A 16731-nucleotide genomic window follows, 5' to 3' on the forward strand; every position below is an offset into this window, starting at 1 on the left:
CAGGCCGTACCGGGCGGCCCGGGGCCGTACAGCCGTACGGTGAAGCTGATCCGCAGCCCGAGCCGGAGCTGATCGCCGTCCCGCAGGGGGGTGCGGACGCCCGCCGCGACCCGGGCGCCGTTGACGAACGTGCCGTTACGGGTGCCCTCGGCCGGCTCCTCCACCCAGGCGCTGCCGTCCGGCTCCACCGTGAGAGCGGCATGGCGGCGGGAGACCTTCAGCCGGTCGGCGAGGTCCCCGGCGGTCCGGGGCGCCCAGGCCGGGTCCCGGCCCAGCCGCAGCGGGCCGCCGGGGCCGTGCCGCAGCTCCAGCCGGGGATCGGCGCAGCACAGCAGCGCATGCGTCCGCGTACCGCCGCAGGACGGGCAGCGCTCGTCCCGGTCCGCCATCGCCGTCCGGCAGTTCCAGCAGGGTGCGAACACCTCGGCCGCGACTTCCTCGTCCGCGTCCGGCTGTCCGGCGTCCGGCAGCCCTTCGGGGACGGGTACCCACGGCGGCGCACCGCCCGACGCCGGAGCCGGAGCCGACGCCGAAGCTGGCGCCGAAGCCAACGCCGACGCTGCGGAGGACCCGCCGGACCCCGTCCCGGTGTCCGGGCCGCCGACCGCCGGTCCGGTACCCCGGTCCTGTCGGTCGCCGTCGCCGTCACCGTCACCGGGCTGCGGGTCCACGGGGCCCGCAGGGGGCGCGGCGGGCGGGACGGGCGCGGGGGCGTCGTCCTCCTCCCGCCACCAGCCGCCGGTCACCGGGTGTGGCCGGAGCGGGGGTGCCCGACCGCCGGGGTCGTCACCCGCAGATCGAGGGCGGCGGTCCCGGCCAGGTCGAGCCGGACGCCGGTGACCGTGACGGCCGTGCCCGGCCGGGTGTCGCGGTCGAAGAGTTCACGGGCCAGCGGGTTGATCAGATAGGTCTCCAGATCCATGCCGATGCCCCGGCCGCCGTTCTCCAGATTGGCCGTGCAGTGGGTGGACAGCACCCGGTGCGCCTCGTCGGAGAGCCGCAGATGCACCCCCAGCTCCTGCTCCAGCAGGCGCTGGATATTGCCGACCTGGGAGTCGAAGATCTCCGCCGCCACCGTGGGCGAGATGTAGTCGAACACCACGATGTTCCCGCCGAGGCGGTTCTTCAGCTCGGGCCGGCCGATCTCGTGGACGAAGAAGTGCGTCACGTTCTCCTCGATGATCTCCTTCAGCTCGTGGTACGGCATCCCGAGGGCGGCCACCCGCCCCGCGCCGCCCTCCCGGCTGCGTACCCCGAGGTTGGAGGTGAAGATGAGCACGCACTCGCTGAAGTAGGTGGTGACGCCCTGGCCGTCCGTCAGCCGGCCGTCCTCCAGCACCTGGAGGAACTTGTCGAGAACCCTGATGTGAGCCTTGTCGATCTCGTCGAACAGCACCACCCGGAACGGGTCGTTGCGCACCGCCGACGTCAGTTCGCCGCCCGCCTCGTACCCCACGTACCCGGGAGGCGCTCCCACCAGCCGGTCCACCGAGTGCTCGGCCGAGAACTCGCTCATGTCGAAGCGCAGCAGGGCGTCCTGGTTGCCGAACAGCACGGTGGCGACCGACTTGGCCAGCTCGGTCTTGCCGGTGCCGGTCGCGCCCGCGAAGAAGAGGACACCGCGCGGACGGCTGCCCGGGTGCGACGCCTGGGCGCCGGAGAGACCGAGGGCGGCGCGCTTGAGGATGTCGAGGGTCATGCCGACCGCCCGGTCCTGGCCCCGTACGCGGTCGCGGATGAAGGACTCGCCCCGGGTGATCTGACGTCGGATCTCGCTGCGCCGCCAGGGGTTGTCCTCGACACCGAGCCGGTAGACGCGCACCGCGTCCCGCATCGCGGCGAACGGCATGTCCCGGGAGCGTGCGATGTGCGCGCTCTCGCGCATCGCGCGCAGGGTCAGTCCGGCGGTGGCGCGGGCGAAGGCGTCGATGTCGTCCTCACCGGCGGTCGCGGCCCCGGAGGGGGAACCGTCCGCGCCCGCCAGGCTCTTGTCGAGCCGTACCGCCGGCCCTTCCCCGCCGTCCGGGCCTCTGCCGTCCGAACTTCTGCCGTCCCGACCTCTGCCCTCCGAACCCCTGCCGTCCGGGCCACTGCCCTCCGAACCTCGGCTCTCCCAACCCCTGCCCGCCGGACTCTTGTCGAGACGCGGGCCGGAGGCCGCCGCCGCGCCTTCTCCGGTGCTGTCTTCGGGCTCCCCGGTCGGTGCGGGCGAGTGGTCCTTCGCCAGCAGCCGGGCCATCCGCCGCCTGGCGCCCAGGTCGGGCAGCGGGATGCCGATCGTACGGACGCGTTCGCTGCCCGCCACCAGCCAGGAGGGCAGCTCGCGTTCCCCGTCCGCCAGCCAGATGACCGGGTTGAACCGGGGACGGCCGCCGTCCGGGGCGGGCATCGGCTTGGCGTCCTCGGCGAGTTTGAGGCAGCCGAGGAAGAAGTCCCGCTCGGGGTCGCTGAGCCGGCCGATGTCGGTGGGGATACGGGCCGCGTAGTCGATCAACAGCACCACCCGGTACGGCTCCACCGGCCCCGGGACCCCGCCGCGCAGCCGGTTGTCCGCCTTGCGCGCGAGCTGTTGCTGCCAGCCGGTGACGATCGAACGCAGGGTCGCCGCCGCGTCGGTCAGCTGGGCGGCGGGCTCCGCGCGGGCGGGGTGCGGGATGCGGGGCGCGTCGGCCCGGGTGTGCAGCAGTTCGCGGATCTCCTGGGCCGCCGACCCGGCGGGGACCGTGAACCCGTCCACGATGTCGTAGCGGATCAGCGCCTGGTAGCCCTCGGGCTTGAGCGTGTTCCAGAGGACCTCGGTGAGTGTGTGGTGCGCGTCCTGCGGCTCCTTGCCCACGCCCTCGTCGGGGGCGGGGTCGTGGCGGACGAGCTGGATGTCCCGGATATTGCCGTGCAGTACGTACTGGGAGTGGACGCCGAGCGTGCCGGTCAGCTCCTCCGCGAACGCCGGAACCCGGCGCTCACGTGCCCCCACCGGGGCCGCCGTGCCCTTGGCCGCTGTGCCCTTGGCCCGCGTCGAGGAATCCGCCGTGGAATCCGTCGTGGAAGACGTAGCGGCTGACGTCGTGGCCGACGTGTTGGCTGACGGCGCGGAAGGGGAAGACGTCATGAACGGCGCTCCTGGTCACGGTGACGGGCCTTGGGCGCGTCGCGGCGGTCGTCCCGGCGGTCGTCCCGGCGGTCCGCCCGCCGCGCCGCCGGACCGGCCTGCTGACGGGGTTCGGGCCGCTGCGGCGGCGGGTCGAAGACGAACGGCACGCTCAGGCCCAGCAGTTCGGCCAGCTTCTCCAGCTCCCGCAGCTGCTCGGGGGCCTGGAGGCAGCGCTGCCAGTCGAGTTCGCGGTCCTCGTCCGTCTCGGCGGCCGGATCGCGCTCGCGGTGCGCGGTGGTGACCCGGGCGGTGCCGGTGGCATCGACGGTGATCCGCAGCCAGTGCTCGTCCCCCCAGCCGGGCGGTCTCCACTCGATGACCTGGACCTCGCCGGACGCGGAGCGGCGGACGCCGCCCTGCTCCGCCCGCGCCAGCGCCAGCCGGAACCCCTCGACGGTGTACATACGCTGGAACGCGTCGGTCCGCTCGCCGACCCGGGCGGCGACCCGGACGCGTACGGACTCCTCCAGCGGCTCCCCCTCGTACAGAAAGCCCTCCAGGGCGGCGATCTCCGCCGTGGCGTCGGGCAGTGGGCCGGTGGCGTCCGGCGGGTCGTGCCGCAGGAAGGCGAGCTGCTGGGCGGCCCACTCCTCGGTGCTCTCCCGCTGTTCGGCCCTGCGGGTCACCCGCCCCGCGAACAGGGTGGCCTCCCGCAGATGCCGGTTGGCCGCCGAAGGCCGCGTGGCGACGGCCTCCACCGCCGAGGTGATCTTCTCCTCTAGCATCCGGTGGTCGGCGGCGGACACACTGAGGGGGAGCGCGGCCAGCAGCTCGCCGCCCTCCCGCAGGATGTCGTCGCGGGTGAGGGCGGCGGTACGGGAGCGCCGCTCGGGCCGGGGCGCGTGCGCGACCGGTCCCGCGGCAGCCCCCGCACGGGCGTGCTCCGCCAGCGCCCGGCGGCGGCGCGCGCGCAGTTCGTCGTGCCAGTCGCCGACGGCACCGGCTGCGGCACCGGCTGCGGGGGGCCCGCCGGCGCTCTCCATCGTGGCGAGCGCGTACGCCGACTCCGCCGCGCACAGCCGCCGCTCGGTGTCGGCCAGCCGCCGCCACATCGCGTCCAGCGTCAGGGCCGACGGCGTCAGCGGCGGCGGCAGATCGGGCGGCACCGGCGGCTTCACCGCCGCGCGCCGGATACGCGCGCGCAGGGTCTCGATCCGGGCGTTGGCACGGGCGGCGGCGAAGGCGGCGTCCCGCCAGCACCGTGCCGCCTGCCGGTCGTTGAGCCGCTGCCCGCGCAGTGCGTCCTGGGACTCGGCGGCCCTCAGGGCGGCGGCGGCGAGGAGCTGTCCGCCCGCCATCGCGGCCCGCCCTGCGAGCAGTGCCCCGCTGAGCGAGCCGAGTCCGATCAGCGCGGGCACCACCAGCTCACCGAGCTGTTCCAGGGCGGAGTCCACGGCGCGTTCACCGGCGTCGGCGAGCGAGAAGTCCGGCAGCACATCGCCGAACGCGGGCTGCGGGACCGCATCGGCCGGGATCGCGGGCGGGGGGAACGAGACACCCGCCATCACATCCCCGACGCTCGGCAGCGCCAGTCCTGCACTCATACGGGCTCTCCTTGAGGGGTCGGGACGGCCGCCGCTCCGGCTTCGCCACCGGTCGGGGCCGCCGTTGTACTCATCCGGGCTCTCCGCCACCGGTCGGGGCCGCCGTCGCGCTCCGGCGGCCGGAGCCGGAGCCGGGGCCGGAGCGGCGGCCGGGGCGAGGACGGCGGCCGGGTCCGGGACGGCGGCCGGAGCCCGGTCGCGGGCCGGGGTCCTGGCCCCCGCCGCGCAGCCGGGCGACATAGCCGCGCCACTCCCGTACCCGCCGTACACTCCACCAGGCGATCGCGGCCACGGTGACGAGCGGCCACAGCCAGGGCGCGACGGCCAGGCTCAGCCAGAACAGGCCGAACGGCAGGGCGACCAGCAGGCTCCGGACCGGAAAGCGCGAGCCGGGGCTGCGTACGAACAGGGCCATCGGCCGCGTACGGTCGATCAGCAGTCCCGCCAGGGAACGGTCCGGGTGGTAACCGGGGCTGCCGATGAGATACGCCGTCAGCAGCTCCATCGCCAGGACTGCCGAGGCGGCGGGCGGAGCCAGCATCCAGGCCACCAGCACCGCGCGCTGCTCCGGCCAGCCGGCCAGATCGCTCAGACCGATCATGAGGATCCAGGGGAAGACCAGGAAGGCGGCTCCGCCCAGCGCCCAGCCGAGGGTGGGCAGCATATCCATCCGGCGGACCCACAGCGCGGCGACATCCAGGTCCCGCTGCTGCCGCACCACGGCCCGCTCGGCGCGCAGCCGGGTCTCGGCGGTCCAGGACTCCCGCTCGGCCACCCGGGACAGCCGATGGGCCAGGAACAGCCGTACGGCATCGTCGCGGTCGGCCACCAGCCGCCGGTACCAGGGGACGGGGTGCGGCAGCGCCGCCAGGACGCCGTCGGCCTGCTCGCCGAGCCGTCTCAGCCGGGCCTGGGGGGCCACGGCGAGGGAGAGCAGCGCGACGAGCAGTGCGCGGTCGAGGCGGGTGACGGCGCGTACCTCGGCGCGGACCGGGTGCAGGGAGGGGGCGTCGTGCAGTACGGAGTCGACGGTGGTGGACCAGCGGGAGCGGGCCGTGAGCCATCGCTGCTGCACCTGGGCGAGCCCTTCGCCGCCGGGCCGGTTCTCCAGCAGCGGCAGGATGGTGTGGTCGCGCAGATCCTCGATGACGGAGAGGGCGAACTCATCGCCCAGTTCGGCCGCCCGCACCAGATCCGGCAGCCCGCCGCCGTCCAGGGGCGCTCCCCGGTAGGAGGCGTCGAGGGAGGGGCCGAGCCAGGAGATCAGCCGGACCAGGGTCGCGGGCTCGGGCTCCCCGGCATCGCGGCCGAGGAGCCGCAGCAGGGCCGTCAGCTCTCCGGCGTCGCGGCCCGCCGCACCCTCGAACTGCCGTAGCCAGGTGGTGAATTCCTCCCGGGCACGGCGGCGGCCGAGCAGCCGCCGGGCGGGCCGCCAGTTCTCGCTGAAGGCCCTGGCCAGCGACTGCGGCCGGGTGTACTCCTCGCCGAGGAAGGCGTACGGGGCGATGCCCGGGTCCTCGGCGGTGTCCGCCGTATCCGGGCCGGCGCCCGCGCTCCCCGGCGCGATCGGTGGTGTGCCGCCCACCAGCCACTGCGCCACCTCGTCGCTGCCCCAGCGGTCGTCGGGGTCGCGGGTGAGCAGCCCCCGGCAGAGCAGCCGCAGCCGGGTGTCGGTGACCAGCGTCAGATCGGGGTCGCGGGAGCTGATGTACTCGCGTACGTAGTCGTTCTCGGTGTACGGGACGGGGTGCCGGCCGCCCGCCATCTCGGCGACGATCACGCCGAACGACCACCAGTCGGCGGGCGGGTGGATGACCTGGTGGCGCAGCGATGCCTGCGGGGACATGTAGAGGGCGGTACCGACCCAGCGCTCGCCCTGGGAGTAGCGCTCGACCGGGGCGTGGGCGGCGACGCCGAAGTCCACGAGCACCAGTTCCGGGTCGGCCGCGTCCAGCCGCCCGATGACGATGTTGGCGGGGCTGAGGTCCCGGTGCACGATGCCCAGTTCGTGCGCGGTCGTCAGCGCCTCGTGCAGTTGCCGTACGACTCCGGTGACGAACGCCGGGGCCACCGGGCCCGGGTTGTCCTCCAGATAGGTCGCGAGGTCGGTCTCGCCGTAGGAGGGGGTCAGCTCGTAGGGGTGGCCGTCCGCTCCGGTGGGGTGGCACTCGGTGAGGTGCGGGAGGTGTCTGCGGGGGCGCTCGCGCAGCAGATCCGCCACCGTGGGGTCCGGGGCGTGGTGCCGGTCGTACCACTTGAGGACATGGACGCCGTCGTCGTCCTCGACGCGGTAGACGGCGGCCTGGTGCGGGTGCTCGGGGCGGCGCAGGACGGCCCGCAGCCGGAACCGGCCGCGCAGCGAGCGCGGCAGCCGCCCGGTGTCACCGCGCGGCCCGCCCGCCGTGCCACCGGGGGTGCCACCGGGGGTGCCGCCGGGGGTGCCGCCCGCCGGGTCGCCCGGCGGCAGTTCGTCCTCGGTGAGCCCCGGGGCGCCAGGGGCGGACGCCGGGGGCCCGGCCTGGTCATCGGTGGCGGGCCGCCCGGCCTCGAACTCCGTGGGCGGGGGCGGGGTGTGCTCGTACTCGGTCGGCGGGGGTGCGGCGGGCCCTGCCTCGTACTCCGTACGCGGCGGGGGCCCGGCGGTCCGCTGCTCGCGCGTCCCGGGCTCTTCCGGTGGCAGGGTCACTTCGGTTCACCTTCGTACGCGGTCGTACCCGGGCGGGCTCGTCGGTGAGGTTCGGCATGCACCTCGGCATGCACCTTCGGCGGGTGAGTTCGGCAGAAGCGTCGGGCCGGAGCGTCGGGCCGGAGCGTCGGGCCGGAGTGTCGGGCCGGAGTGTTCGGAGCGCGCTTCGGAAAGCGGTTTCGGGAAAAGGTTTGGGGAAACAGCTTCGGAAAGTGTTTGCCATACGGTCGACGGGGAATTGCCGACTGCGGTCCGGGGTTTGCCAGTGGTGTGGTCGTGATATGTCCGGGCGCGCGAAAGGGCGCACCGCGACCGGTCGGCCGGGTGGCGGTCCATGGGAATTCGGCGCGGAGTCCCCCCTGAAACTCCCGGCGGTGAGTGATCGAGGCGATCGTAGCGAAGAGGTGACCGCCAGGGGAACAATTCTCTTCGTCCCGGCTGTGCGGATTCGGTGATTCCGTTCGGTGCGGCCGTCGACCCATGGTCGGGCGCTCGCTAACCTGGTGACCATGAGTCAGGAGCCAATACCGTCAACTCCGCCCGCATACGATCAACTCCTGGACGAACTGAAATCCATTCGAAGGCCCGGGTTGGCAGATCTGCGCAGAACCGATCGTCCGGGGCTGCGGGCGGCGGCCCTGGTGGCGGGGTACTGCGACGGCCCCGACGACATCCCGGCCGGTATCGAGATCCTGCTGCGGGAGGCGGTCCGGCGGCTCGGTGAGAAGGATCTGCTCGGCCGGGCCGCGGCCCACACCTTCGGACTGCTCCCCGACCGCCGGGGCGCTCTCGCCTCCGACCGGCGCAAGATGGCCGCCGCGGTGTACGGCATCACCCCCGAGCGGTTCCGCAAACAGCAGGAGCCGGAGGTGATCGAGCAACTCGCCGAGGCCGTCCTGACGGTCCTGCGCGAACCCGCGCCGTTCACCACCGCGCACGGCGGCGGCCCGGCCGGGGCGCGGTCGGGCCAGGAGCCCCCGCTGCGGGTCGACGGTGTCCCGGTCGACGCGTACAGCACCTTCACGGTCCATGTCTCGCCCATCGAACTGCTGCGGGACATCGATGTGCTGGTCTCCTCGGAGAACATCTATCTGGAGATGTCCAAGACCTTCCGCCCCACCGTGTCCGGCGCGCTGCGGCTCGCCGCCGCCGTACGGGACGCGTCCGGCGAGATCGTCGACGATGTGCTCGCCCGGGAACTGGGCGCCTGGCTGCGGGCCCACGGCCGCCCGGGGCTGCCGGTCCTGCCGGGCACGGTGGTGCCCACCTCGTCGGGGGCGCTCCTCGCGCGAGGCGTCCGGCGGATCTACCACGCGGCCGTGGCCACGCCCCACGAGGACACCTACCGGGTCCGCCCGGAGAGCATCGCCCGCGCCGTCGCCGCCTGCTTCGCCCTGGCGCGGGCCGAGGACGAGCGTGCGACGCCCGCCCTCTCCTCCATCTGCTTTCCGCTGCTGGGTGCGGGCCGGGGCGGACTCTCCCCCGCCGTCAGCGCCACCTGGCTGCGCTGGGCGATCCGCGACGAACTCGCCCGCGACCCGCACCGGCGCGTCCACCTCGTGGTCCGGAACCGGGAGACGGCGGAGGCGGTGGGGGCCCTGTGACGGATGAGAGGTGCCGGGTGAGGGGTGATTCCCGGGGGCTACGGGACGGGTGAGCCGGTTGGGCTCGGACCCCGGCGGGGCGGTCCCGACCCGGGTGGTGGAGGCGGGCGCGGACCCCGGCGGGGCGGTATGGACCCGGGTGGTGGAGGCGGGCCCGGCGCCCGACCGATCGCCCCCGACCCGGCCCCCGCACGGGCAGGCACCCCCACCCGGAATCGCGAACACACCCGCACCCCCGACCCGGGTGGTGCGGGCGGCAGCCGTCGGCCGTGCGCCCCGGAACCGGCCCCCGCACGGACAGGCACCCGCACCCGGGAACGCACCCGCACCCGGGTACGCACCCGGGAACGCAAGCGCAAGCGCACCCGCACCCGCGTTCACGGTCGCCAGCTCGGGTCGTCGAGTCCGATCCCCAGGTCCCGCAACCGGCGTTCCAGCGCGGTCAGTTCACCGCGCAGCGGCACCCCGTAGAGCCGGACACCGGCGTCACCCCCGGCCGGGTCCAGGTCCACCTCCAGACGGGGGCCGCTGACGGTCCGGGACAGATGCGCCTCGTACCGCATCCGCCCCAGCTCCGTACGCGGAAGCATCCGCTGGTTCGCCGAACCGCGCCACACCAGCGAGGTCGGCTCGGCGATCCGGAAGCGCCCGGTCACCACCACATCGGCGTGCCGGATGGCGGCGGACCTGGCGGGGTCGCGCTCGACCTCCTCGTCCTCGTACCCCGTGTAGACGAGGAGGTCGATCCCGCGCCCGGCCGCCGGGCCGCCCGGAGCCGCCGCCCGGTCGCGGACCCCGGCCGCCCCCGCGAGCAGCGCGGCCAGCGCGGCGGCCTGGTCGAGCGGCTCGCCGCCGCTGACCGTGAGGCCGTCGGCCCCCGAATCGACGGCCCCGCGCCACAGTTCCAGCAGGGACGACACCGTACGCTCGGTGCCGCCCGCCGGGTCCCAGGTGTGCCGGGACATACAGCCGGGGCAGGACAGGGCGCACCCCTGGAGCCAGACGCAGAACCGCCGCCCCGGGCCGAGCGTCCGCACCGGGAAGTGCGTACGGCTGATCCGGAGCACCGGCCCGCCGGGCGCGGGGGCGTTCTCCATCGGCGCTTCTCCTGTTCCTCCGGCTTACTCCGGTTTACTCCGGCTTTCTGCGGCCTGCTCCCGCCTTACTCCGGCTGCTCCGGCTTCCTCGGCGGCGGGTCGCTTCCCCGGCGGCCGGCCGCCGAATTCCATGATCGGGGAGATTCCGGCGCCGCCCCGATTGCGCCGGAACCATTTCAGTATGACTCGGCGTCAGGCACCTTGTGCGGGCGTTCTCCGGTCGGCTTCCGGGCGACTTCGGGAACGGGCCGTGGATGAGGAGTTCAACGGTACGGAGGGGGGAGGTTTCGGGTACGCTCCTGACTCATATTCGGCTCAACCGCGGGATATCTCTGTCCGGAGCCGAGTTCAGCGCGCGATCCCGTAGGGGCGGGCATTGCGCGACCACCGGAATCATCCGTGGACCTGACTGGTGACGGACACCACCGCCACGGACATCACTGGCACTCACACCACCGGCACGGACAACACCGGGACACCACCGGCATGGACATCACCGGCGGGACAACGCCGGTACGGACATCGGTACCGACACCGGTACGGACAACACCGGTACGGACAACACCGGCACGGATCCCGCGCGTCTCGACGAGTGCGCGCCGGGGAACATTCGGGGGCACATATTCATGATCAGAGCCGACAGTGTCAACCGGGTGGTGCGGCAGGGCAGACTCGGCCGCCTCGCCCGTGCGACGGCGAGCAGACGCGGCAGGCGCGACGGTGCGCAGGGCACCCCCCGGGTCCTTCTCGCGGAGGCCGCCCGGCGGTACGGAGACGTGGACGAGGTGCCGTTGTCGGCCCTCCCCGACGCGGAACTCCTCATCACTCCCTATGTCGTGGAGGTGCGGACCACCGCCCGCCGGACCACGGAACAGATGCGCTCCGCGCTGATCCGGCGCGAGCACGAGCTGATCAGCCTGCTGCGGGCCGAATCGGTGCGCGTGGTCAACCAGTACTGCGTCCGTGAGGACCCGATGCCCGCCGCGCTGGCCCGGTACGGCCACTGGGTGGGCCAGTGGCGCACCAGCACCGACCACTGCCGCGCGCACGCGCAGGCCGTCGTCGACCAGGCCAATCAGCAACTCACCTGCTACTGGGACGCGTTGCTGGCCACCCACCCCCAGCTCTCCCGGCTGGCCCGCCGCCCGCCCGCCGACTGGCTGCCCGGCCGGATGGAACTGGACGGGTCCTGGCGGGCGCCGGGTGTCTGGCTGCTGGACGACGACGAGTCCGGCGGTACGGCGACCGCGCGGGCGCTGCGGATCCTCGACCGGCAGAACACCGGCGCCCGCACCGACGGAAGGACCGCCCGATGAGCGCCCGTACCCGTACCGCCCGTACCCGCGTCCGTGCGCGTACCGCCCGTACCCGTACCCGTATGTCCGTCCCCGTCCCCGTCCCCGCCCGAGGCGGCCGGCGGGGGCTGACCGCCGCCGCGCTGGCGCTCGCCGTGGCGGCGACCGCGACGGCGTGCAGCGAGGAGCCGAAGCGCTACGACCGGGCCTGCGGCATCGTGGTCGACGGCTCGGGCTCCGCCGGCTCCGCCCCGGGCGGTTTCGACGCCAAGGCCAAGCTGAAGGCGAAGCTCGACCCGTTCCTGAAGGACAGCGAGTGCCGTACGGCGTACTTCGCGCCGATCACCCGGGTCTCCCAGGCGTCCCCGTGCCAGGTCAGCCCGCTCGATCTCGACCCCGATCTGTCGGACACCGCCGACCGGGACCGGACGCGTACGTCCCTGAGGGCGGTCGCGCTCTCCAGCGCGCTGAAGATGCTGACCTGCGCGCAGAAGCAGGAGCCGGGCTCCGATGTGATCGGCGGCCTGTCGCGTATCGCGCTGTCCAAGAAGTCGCCGAAGGAGGCGTTCGACGTGTTCGTGGTGAGCGACTTCGAGCAGAACGACCCCGACTTCAAGATGGGCAAACAGGATCTGACCACCGTCGCGAGCCGTAAGACCATCATCGACGGCCTGCTGTCGTCGCACGGCACCCCGGCGCTGGCGGACGCCCGGGTCTACCCGGTGGGCTACGGCATGAGGTTTCGTACCAACACCGCCAGGTACCAGCAGTTCAACGCCTTCTGGACGGAGATCCTGGAGGGGAGGGTGAAGGCCAGTGTCCACACCACCTACCGGTGACGGCGGCGGCGCCCCACGGCCGCTCAGACTGCTGCGCGGCCGGCCAGGAGCCGACCGGCGCCGCGCCGGCCGCCCCGACCCCAGGACCTTCCCCGGCGGGACGCTGCCCCAGCCGGACCCGATCGAACCGAACGTTGTACGGGCGCGGGACACCGCCTGGCTGCTGGAGCGGGCCCGCCGCCGGGGGGCGAAGGCCGCCACCGGCAAGGTCTTCGACCCCTGGGTGCTCAACACCCCGGACCGGATACCGTACTTCGCCGAGCTGGCCAGCCTGCGTGACCGGGTGCGCAACCGGCTCGCCGAGGAGGGGTCGCGGGCCGACGAGGCCGCCGCCCTGGAGGCGAGCCGGGCCCGTGCCGCCGCCACGGCCGCCGACGAGCGGGTGGCGCGCGCGGCCGAACGCCGGGCCTTCCTGGAGCGCCGCCGGGACCTGTCCATCGCCCAGCTCGACCGGCTGGCGCAGCGGGCCGACCGCTGGCAGCGCTTCCGCGACACCGTACGGCTCGGCTTCGAACAGCGCTGGCTGCGCGATCGGATGCCGCCGCCCGGGCCGGACCCCGGCGCCACGACCGACCCGTACAGCGGGAGCGGCGGGAGCGGCGGGAGTGGCTCGAACGGCGGTCCCGACCCCGCGCCCGGCCACCCCCGCTGGCAGCCGGTCTCCGAGAACGACCCGGCGGACCCGGCCGACCCGGCCGCGTCCGGGGTGGCCGGGACGGTGGACCCCTCGATCGGCACCCGGGCGGCCTGGGAGGGCATCACCGCGCGGCCCGGTATGCCGCCGTGGGGGAAGTTCGCGCTGCTCGTCCTGCTCGCGGCGATCGAACTGCCCGTCTACTACATCGTGTTCCAGAGCCTCCACGGCACCGGGCGGTTCGCCGACACCCTCTCCATCAGCCTCACCATCGCCGTCTCCCTGACCATGATCCTCGCCCCGCACTTCGCGGGCCGCAGCCTGCGGCGGCGCTCCATCACCGGCGGAATCCGGCTCTCCGCCCTGCCCGCGCTCGCTCTGACGGCCATCTGGGGATACGGGGCCTGGGCCCTGGGCGATCTGCGCGCCCGGTTCGTCTTCCAGGAGGAACCGCCGCTGGACCTCCCCGCCGATGTGGTGGACACGGTCCCCGAGAGCGTGCGCAACCCACCGAGCCTCGTCGAGACCCTGGATCTGGCCCCGGACAGCGTCAAACTGATGTTCATCGCCCTGCTGCTGCTCTCCGGCGGTATCGCCTTTCTGCTCGCGCTGGGGGAGGAACACCCCTACCTCGCGGCCTACCGGACCAACGCCGAACGGCTGACCGCCCTGGAGCGGGAGACCGAGGCCGACATCGCCGGCGCCGAACGCGCCAAGGAGGCCGAGGCCGCCCTCGACACCCGGATGACCGCCCGCCACGCCGCCCAGGAGGCCCGCCTCCACGCGGTCGGCGATCTGTACGAGGCGGCGGCGCACGCCTACCTCGACGGCCTGGCCGGCGCTTCGGCCGACCCCGCCGTGACGGAGGCCGCGATGCGGCTGTCCCGGCAGTGGCCGCTGCTGCCGAGGTGAGGGGGCGCTGCCCGTACTCGTACGCATGCTGAGAAGGGGTGTCCCGTGGCCGGTCCGGCTGCGGGACACCCCCCTTGTACGTATGCGTGGGAGCGGTGTCCCGTGGCCAGTCATAGGGGCGGGTTGGCTCCGGCAGGTGCCCGCCCGCTCAAGCGGGTCCGTTACGGGCTATGCGTCGGCGTCGTCGAACCGGAGGTTCAGTACGGCGTCGAGATCGTTCTCCCACTGCTTGAGCAGTGCCCTGGACGACGCCTCGACATCGGTCTGGAACCACCGCTGTCTGGAGGTGTAGACGGTGACGCTGAAGCGCTTTCCGAACCTCGGGGTGCCGATCTCCACCGCTTTGATCTCGTCCCAGGCGAACTCGGCCTCCTCGGCGTCCAGCCGGAAGGTGATCCCGCTCCGATCGGCGACGATCTCCCCGCGCCGGTCCGACACCTTGAACTCGGGCCCGTCCTCGTCGCTGGCCCCGCGCTCGTCGCTGTCCCCGCGCTCGCCGGACGCGCGCTCCCCGGCCGGGGCCTCGATGGCCTCGGCTTCCCCGGCCCCGGACCGGGCGGTCTCGGCACCCCCGGTGGCCGCAGCCTCCGCCTCCGCCACGGTGTCATCGGGCGGCGCGTCAGCCCCCTCCTCGCCCCCTTCGGCCGGGCGCGCGGGCATGAGCCCGGGGATGTAGGCCGGATCGACACCGGCTGCGGACACGGGCGGGATGATCGGACCTCTGGGCTGTGCTTCCACGGCCAGGAGTATGGCTGACAAACCTGTGCGAACAACAGTCGGGCGGCGGCCATGAACGGAGTTCTGGCACTGTCCACCGGGTGATGCCGGTCACAGTGCCGGTCACAGTGCCGGTCGGGGTGCCGGTCGCGGTGCGGATCGCGGTGCCGGTCGCGATGCGGGGCAGGGCACGGGGTGCGGTACGGGTCGCGGTACGGGGCGGACGGGCGGCGGTCACGCGGCGGTGGCCGCCACCCTGCCGGACTTCACCGCGTCCATCAGCGCCTGGTGGTCGCGTTCGTTCCGGTCGGCGTAGCTCTCCGCGAACTCCACCAGTGCGCGGTCGAAGACATCGCCGGAGCCGAGGTACGCGGCGATGGCGATCCGGTCCCCGGAACGGGCGTGCGCGCGCGCCAGCGTGGCACCGCACAGCTCGCCGAACACCCGCATTCCCCTGGGCACCATCAGCTGCGGCTCGGCGATGCCCTTCCAGTCGTGCAGCTGACGTACATAGAAGTCCCGCTGCCGGGCGTCGAGCCCCTTCACCCGGTCCCAGCCGAGGAACACATCGCCCACGGCCTGCATCAGCCGCTGTCCGGCGACCACCCGCTGCCCCTGGTTGCGGTACTTGCTCGCGCCGACGTGGACGGCGAGCACCGAGTGATCGGCTTCCTTGGCCTGGAGGATCAGCGGATCGCTGTCGTCCCGGCCCAGCAGCAGCAGAATCCAGCAGCGGGTGCCCACACTGCCCACCCCGACGACCTTGCGGGCGATGTCGGTCAGGCGGTACTGCCGGAGCAGATGCCTGCGCTCCATGGACAGGCTCCTGGCGTACCGCTCGACGAGCGCCTGGAGTTCCCGCGCGAGCGTGTCCCGTTCCTGGCCCCGCAGCACATCCTCGATCGGCACGACCAGCGGCGGATCGGGGACGAACCGGCGTTCCCCGTCCCGTACGTGCGTGAGCTTCTCGTACGCCTGAAGGCTGTCCCGGGTGCGTGCCTTCGCCATCATCCGGGACAGCCTTCTGCTGCCCCGCCCGCTGAGCCGCTGGTCCGCCACCGCCTGGAGTTCCTCCATGTCGGCGCGGTCGTACCAGACTTCGAGAGTGCCCATCCCGGCGTACGCCCGCATCCGCGACCGGTACGACCGTACGGCCGCCCGGACGATCCCGGCCCGCACCTTCGCCGGGTACCCGTTCTCCCGCCCGGCGATCACCAGACTGGTCGCGAGCCGTTTGACATCCCATTCCCAGGGGCCCGGCAGCGTCTCGTCGAAGTCGTTGATGTCGAACACCAGCCGCCGCTCGGGCGAGCCCAGCAGCCGGAAGTTCAGCATGTGCGCGTCTCCGCACAACTGCGCGGTGATCCCGGAACTCTCGGTCGCCGCCAGATCACCGGCCATGATCGCCGCCGCCCCCCGGTAGAACCGGAACGGTGACTCGGTCATCCGCCCGTACCGGATGGGCACCAGCTCCGGCACCCGCGCGGCCGACTGCTCCTCCACCACCTCCACCGGGTCCCGCCGCCCCGCCACACCGCCCACCTCGGCATGTCCCGACCTCGGCACCTTCTTCCGTGCCGCTCTCCCCTTCGCCGCCCGCTCGCCCGGCGTCAGATAGGGCGGGCTTCCGGAAGGTGTCCCGCTGCCCTTGGCCATGGTGTGGACCTCCGTCCGGGAGTCCCCGAGCCGGTACCCGCCGGTCTCGCCGGCATCAGAGCTGTCCGGCCGCCCCATCTGTCCATTATCCGGGGCCCGCCACGGGCCGCATCCGGAGCCGTGTCCGGAGCCGTGTCCGGAGCCGTGTCCGGAGCCGCGTCCGGGCCGCCGTATCCCGGCTGCAAGGTTTCAGCAAGCTCCCGGCAAGGCTTCCGTCCACCTGCGCGGGCATCCCTCAGGCGAAGCACATCACACGACAACGGGGGAAACAATGACATCCGACAAGGGCAGAGGTCCTTCGAACCCCAGGCACGGCCGCGACTCGCAGTGGCTGACGCTGCCGGGCCTGAAGCGCGTCCTGGTGGTCGTTCACACGGAGGTCTACGGGCAGCGGCTGCGGGATCTGCTGCCGCTGCTGGAGTCCGACCTGCGCGTTCAGGTCGACTTCACCATCGCGCCGCACGCGTTCAACGGCGGCGCGGCGCGGGCTCTTCGCGTCCTGGGCGCCACGGTGGTGCCGTGGGAGGAGGCGCTGCGCCATGAGTTCGACCTGGTGCTGGCGGCCGGTTCCCAGGGAGTGGAACAGCTCCGGGGGC

At 73.5% G+C, this 16731-nt stretch carries 12 protein-coding genes and 1 pseudogene; 5 read left to right on the top strand and 8 right to left on the bottom strand.

Features of this window, described 5'->3' with window-relative positions:
* The 5 genes from ACWF94_RS12555 to ACWF94_RS12575 form a co-directional block, all read right to left on the bottom strand.
* Positions 1–551 (bottom strand): FHA domain-containing protein (locus tag ACWF94_RS12555; RefSeq protein WP_453487330.1); only part of this gene is annotated, 551 nt, incomplete at its 3' end.
* A 191-nt stretch (positions 552–742) separates the two neighbouring features.
* Positions 743–2974 (bottom strand): AAA family ATPase, encoded by a 2232-nt coding sequence (locus tag ACWF94_RS12560; RefSeq protein WP_453487331.1) that lies wholly within the window; start codon positions 2972–2974, stop codon positions 743–745.
* Entirely contained in the window at positions 2961–3128 is a 168-nt protein-coding gene (locus ACWF94_RS12565) for a hypothetical protein (protein ID WP_453487332.1), read from the bottom strand. Before ACWF94_RS12565 ends, ACWF94_RS12560 begins: the two co-directional genes overlap by 14 nt.
* The gene (locus ACWF94_RS12570; RefSeq protein WP_453487333.1) at positions 3106–4695 is read right to left on the bottom strand and encodes a hypothetical protein; all 1590 of its coding nucleotides are present in this window, start codon (positions 4693–4695) and stop codon (positions 3106–3108) included. The genes ACWF94_RS12565 and ACWF94_RS12570 overlap by 23 nt, the downstream gene beginning before the upstream one ends.
* 70 nt (positions 4696–4765) lie before the next feature.
* The gene (locus ACWF94_RS12575; RefSeq protein WP_453487334.1) at positions 4766–7381 is read right to left on the bottom strand and encodes a protein kinase domain-containing protein; all 2616 of its coding nucleotides are present in this window, start codon (positions 7379–7381) and stop codon (positions 4766–4768) included.
* 509 nt (positions 7382–7890) lie between these two features.
* Here ACWF94_RS12575 and ACWF94_RS12580 point away from each other — a divergent pair.
* Positions 7891–8985 (top strand): macro domain-containing protein, encoded by a 1095-nt coding sequence (locus ACWF94_RS12580; RefSeq protein ID WP_453487335.1) that lies wholly within the window; start codon positions 7891–7893, stop codon positions 8983–8985.
* 377 nt (positions 8986–9362) lie between these two features.
* Here the strand turns inward: ACWF94_RS12580 and ACWF94_RS12585 are convergent, their stop codons facing one another.
* Positions 9363–10082: a 4Fe-4S single cluster domain-containing protein gene (locus tag ACWF94_RS12585; protein ID WP_453487336.1), complete on the bottom strand. Its 720-nt coding sequence runs from the start codon at positions 10080–10082 to the stop codon at positions 9363–9365.
* Between the two features lie 626 nt (positions 10083–10708).
* Here ACWF94_RS12585 and ACWF94_RS12590 point away from each other — a divergent pair.
* From ACWF94_RS12590 to ACWF94_RS12600, 3 genes are read left to right on the top strand one after another with little or no spacing between them, the layout of a single operon-like run.
* Positions 10709–11398: a hypothetical protein gene (locus ACWF94_RS12590; protein ID WP_453487337.1), complete on the top strand. Its 690-nt coding sequence runs from the start codon at positions 10709–10711 to the stop codon at positions 11396–11398.
* Entirely contained in the window at positions 11395–12216 is an 822-nt protein-coding gene (locus tag ACWF94_RS12595; protein ID WP_453487338.1) for a hypothetical protein, read from the top strand. The genes ACWF94_RS12590 and ACWF94_RS12595 overlap by 4 nt, the downstream gene beginning before the upstream one ends.
* Complete coding sequence (locus ACWF94_RS12600; RefSeq protein WP_453487339.1) at positions 12194–13762, top strand: hypothetical protein; 1569 nt, start codon at positions 12194–12196, stop codon at positions 13760–13762. The genes ACWF94_RS12595 and ACWF94_RS12600 overlap by 23 nt, the downstream gene beginning before the upstream one ends.
* A gap of 168 nt (positions 13763–13930) precedes the next feature.
* On the opposite strand, the gene ACWF94_RS12605 is transcribed toward ACWF94_RS12600, so the two are convergent.
* Both ACWF94_RS12605 and ACWF94_RS12610 read right to left on the bottom strand, forming a co-directional pair.
* Positions 13931–14464 carry a hypothetical protein gene (locus tag ACWF94_RS12605; protein WP_453487340.1) on the bottom strand — a complete coding sequence of 178 codons (534 nt, stop codon included), beginning with the start codon at positions 14462–14464 and terminating at the stop codon, positions 13931–13933.
* Positions 14465–14713: 249 nt separating this feature from the next.
* Positions 14714–16135: a DUF2252 domain-containing protein gene (locus ACWF94_RS12610; protein WP_453487341.1), complete on the bottom strand. Its 1422-nt coding sequence runs from the start codon at positions 16133–16135 to the stop codon at positions 14714–14716.
* A gap of 271 nt (positions 16136–16406) precedes the next feature.
* On the opposite strand from ACWF94_RS12610, the pseudogene ACWF94_RS12615 reads away from it, so the two are divergent.
* Positions 16407–16731, top strand: a pseudogene (locus ACWF94_RS12615) (hypothetical protein); the annotation flags it as partial.

It is taken from the genome of Streptomyces sp. NPDC055078 (genome assembly GCF_053607985.1).

Coding starts and splice junctions, on each gene's coding strand:
- ACWF94_RS12570 (WP_453487333.1), bottom strand. CDS start 4,695: ATGAGTGCAGGACTGGCGCTGCCGAGCGTCGGGGATGTGATGGCGGGT.
- ACWF94_RS12580 (WP_453487335.1), top strand. CDS start 7,891: ATGAGTCAGGAGCCAATACCGTCAACTCCGCCCGCATACGATCAACTC.
- ACWF94_RS12585 (WP_453487336.1), bottom strand. CDS start 10,082: ATGGAGAACGCCCCCGCGCCCGGCGGGCCGGTGCTCCGGATCAGCCGT.
- ACWF94_RS12590 (WP_453487337.1), top strand. CDS start 10,709: ATGATCAGAGCCGACAGTGTCAACCGGGTGGTGCGGCAGGGCAGACTC.
- ACWF94_RS12595 (WP_453487338.1), top strand. CDS start 11,395: ATGAGCGCCCGTACCCGTACCGCCCGTACCCGCGTCCGTGCGCGTACC.
- ACWF94_RS12610 (WP_453487341.1), bottom strand. CDS start 16,135: ATGGCCAAGGGCAGCGGGACACCTTCCGGAAGCCCGCCCTATCTGACG.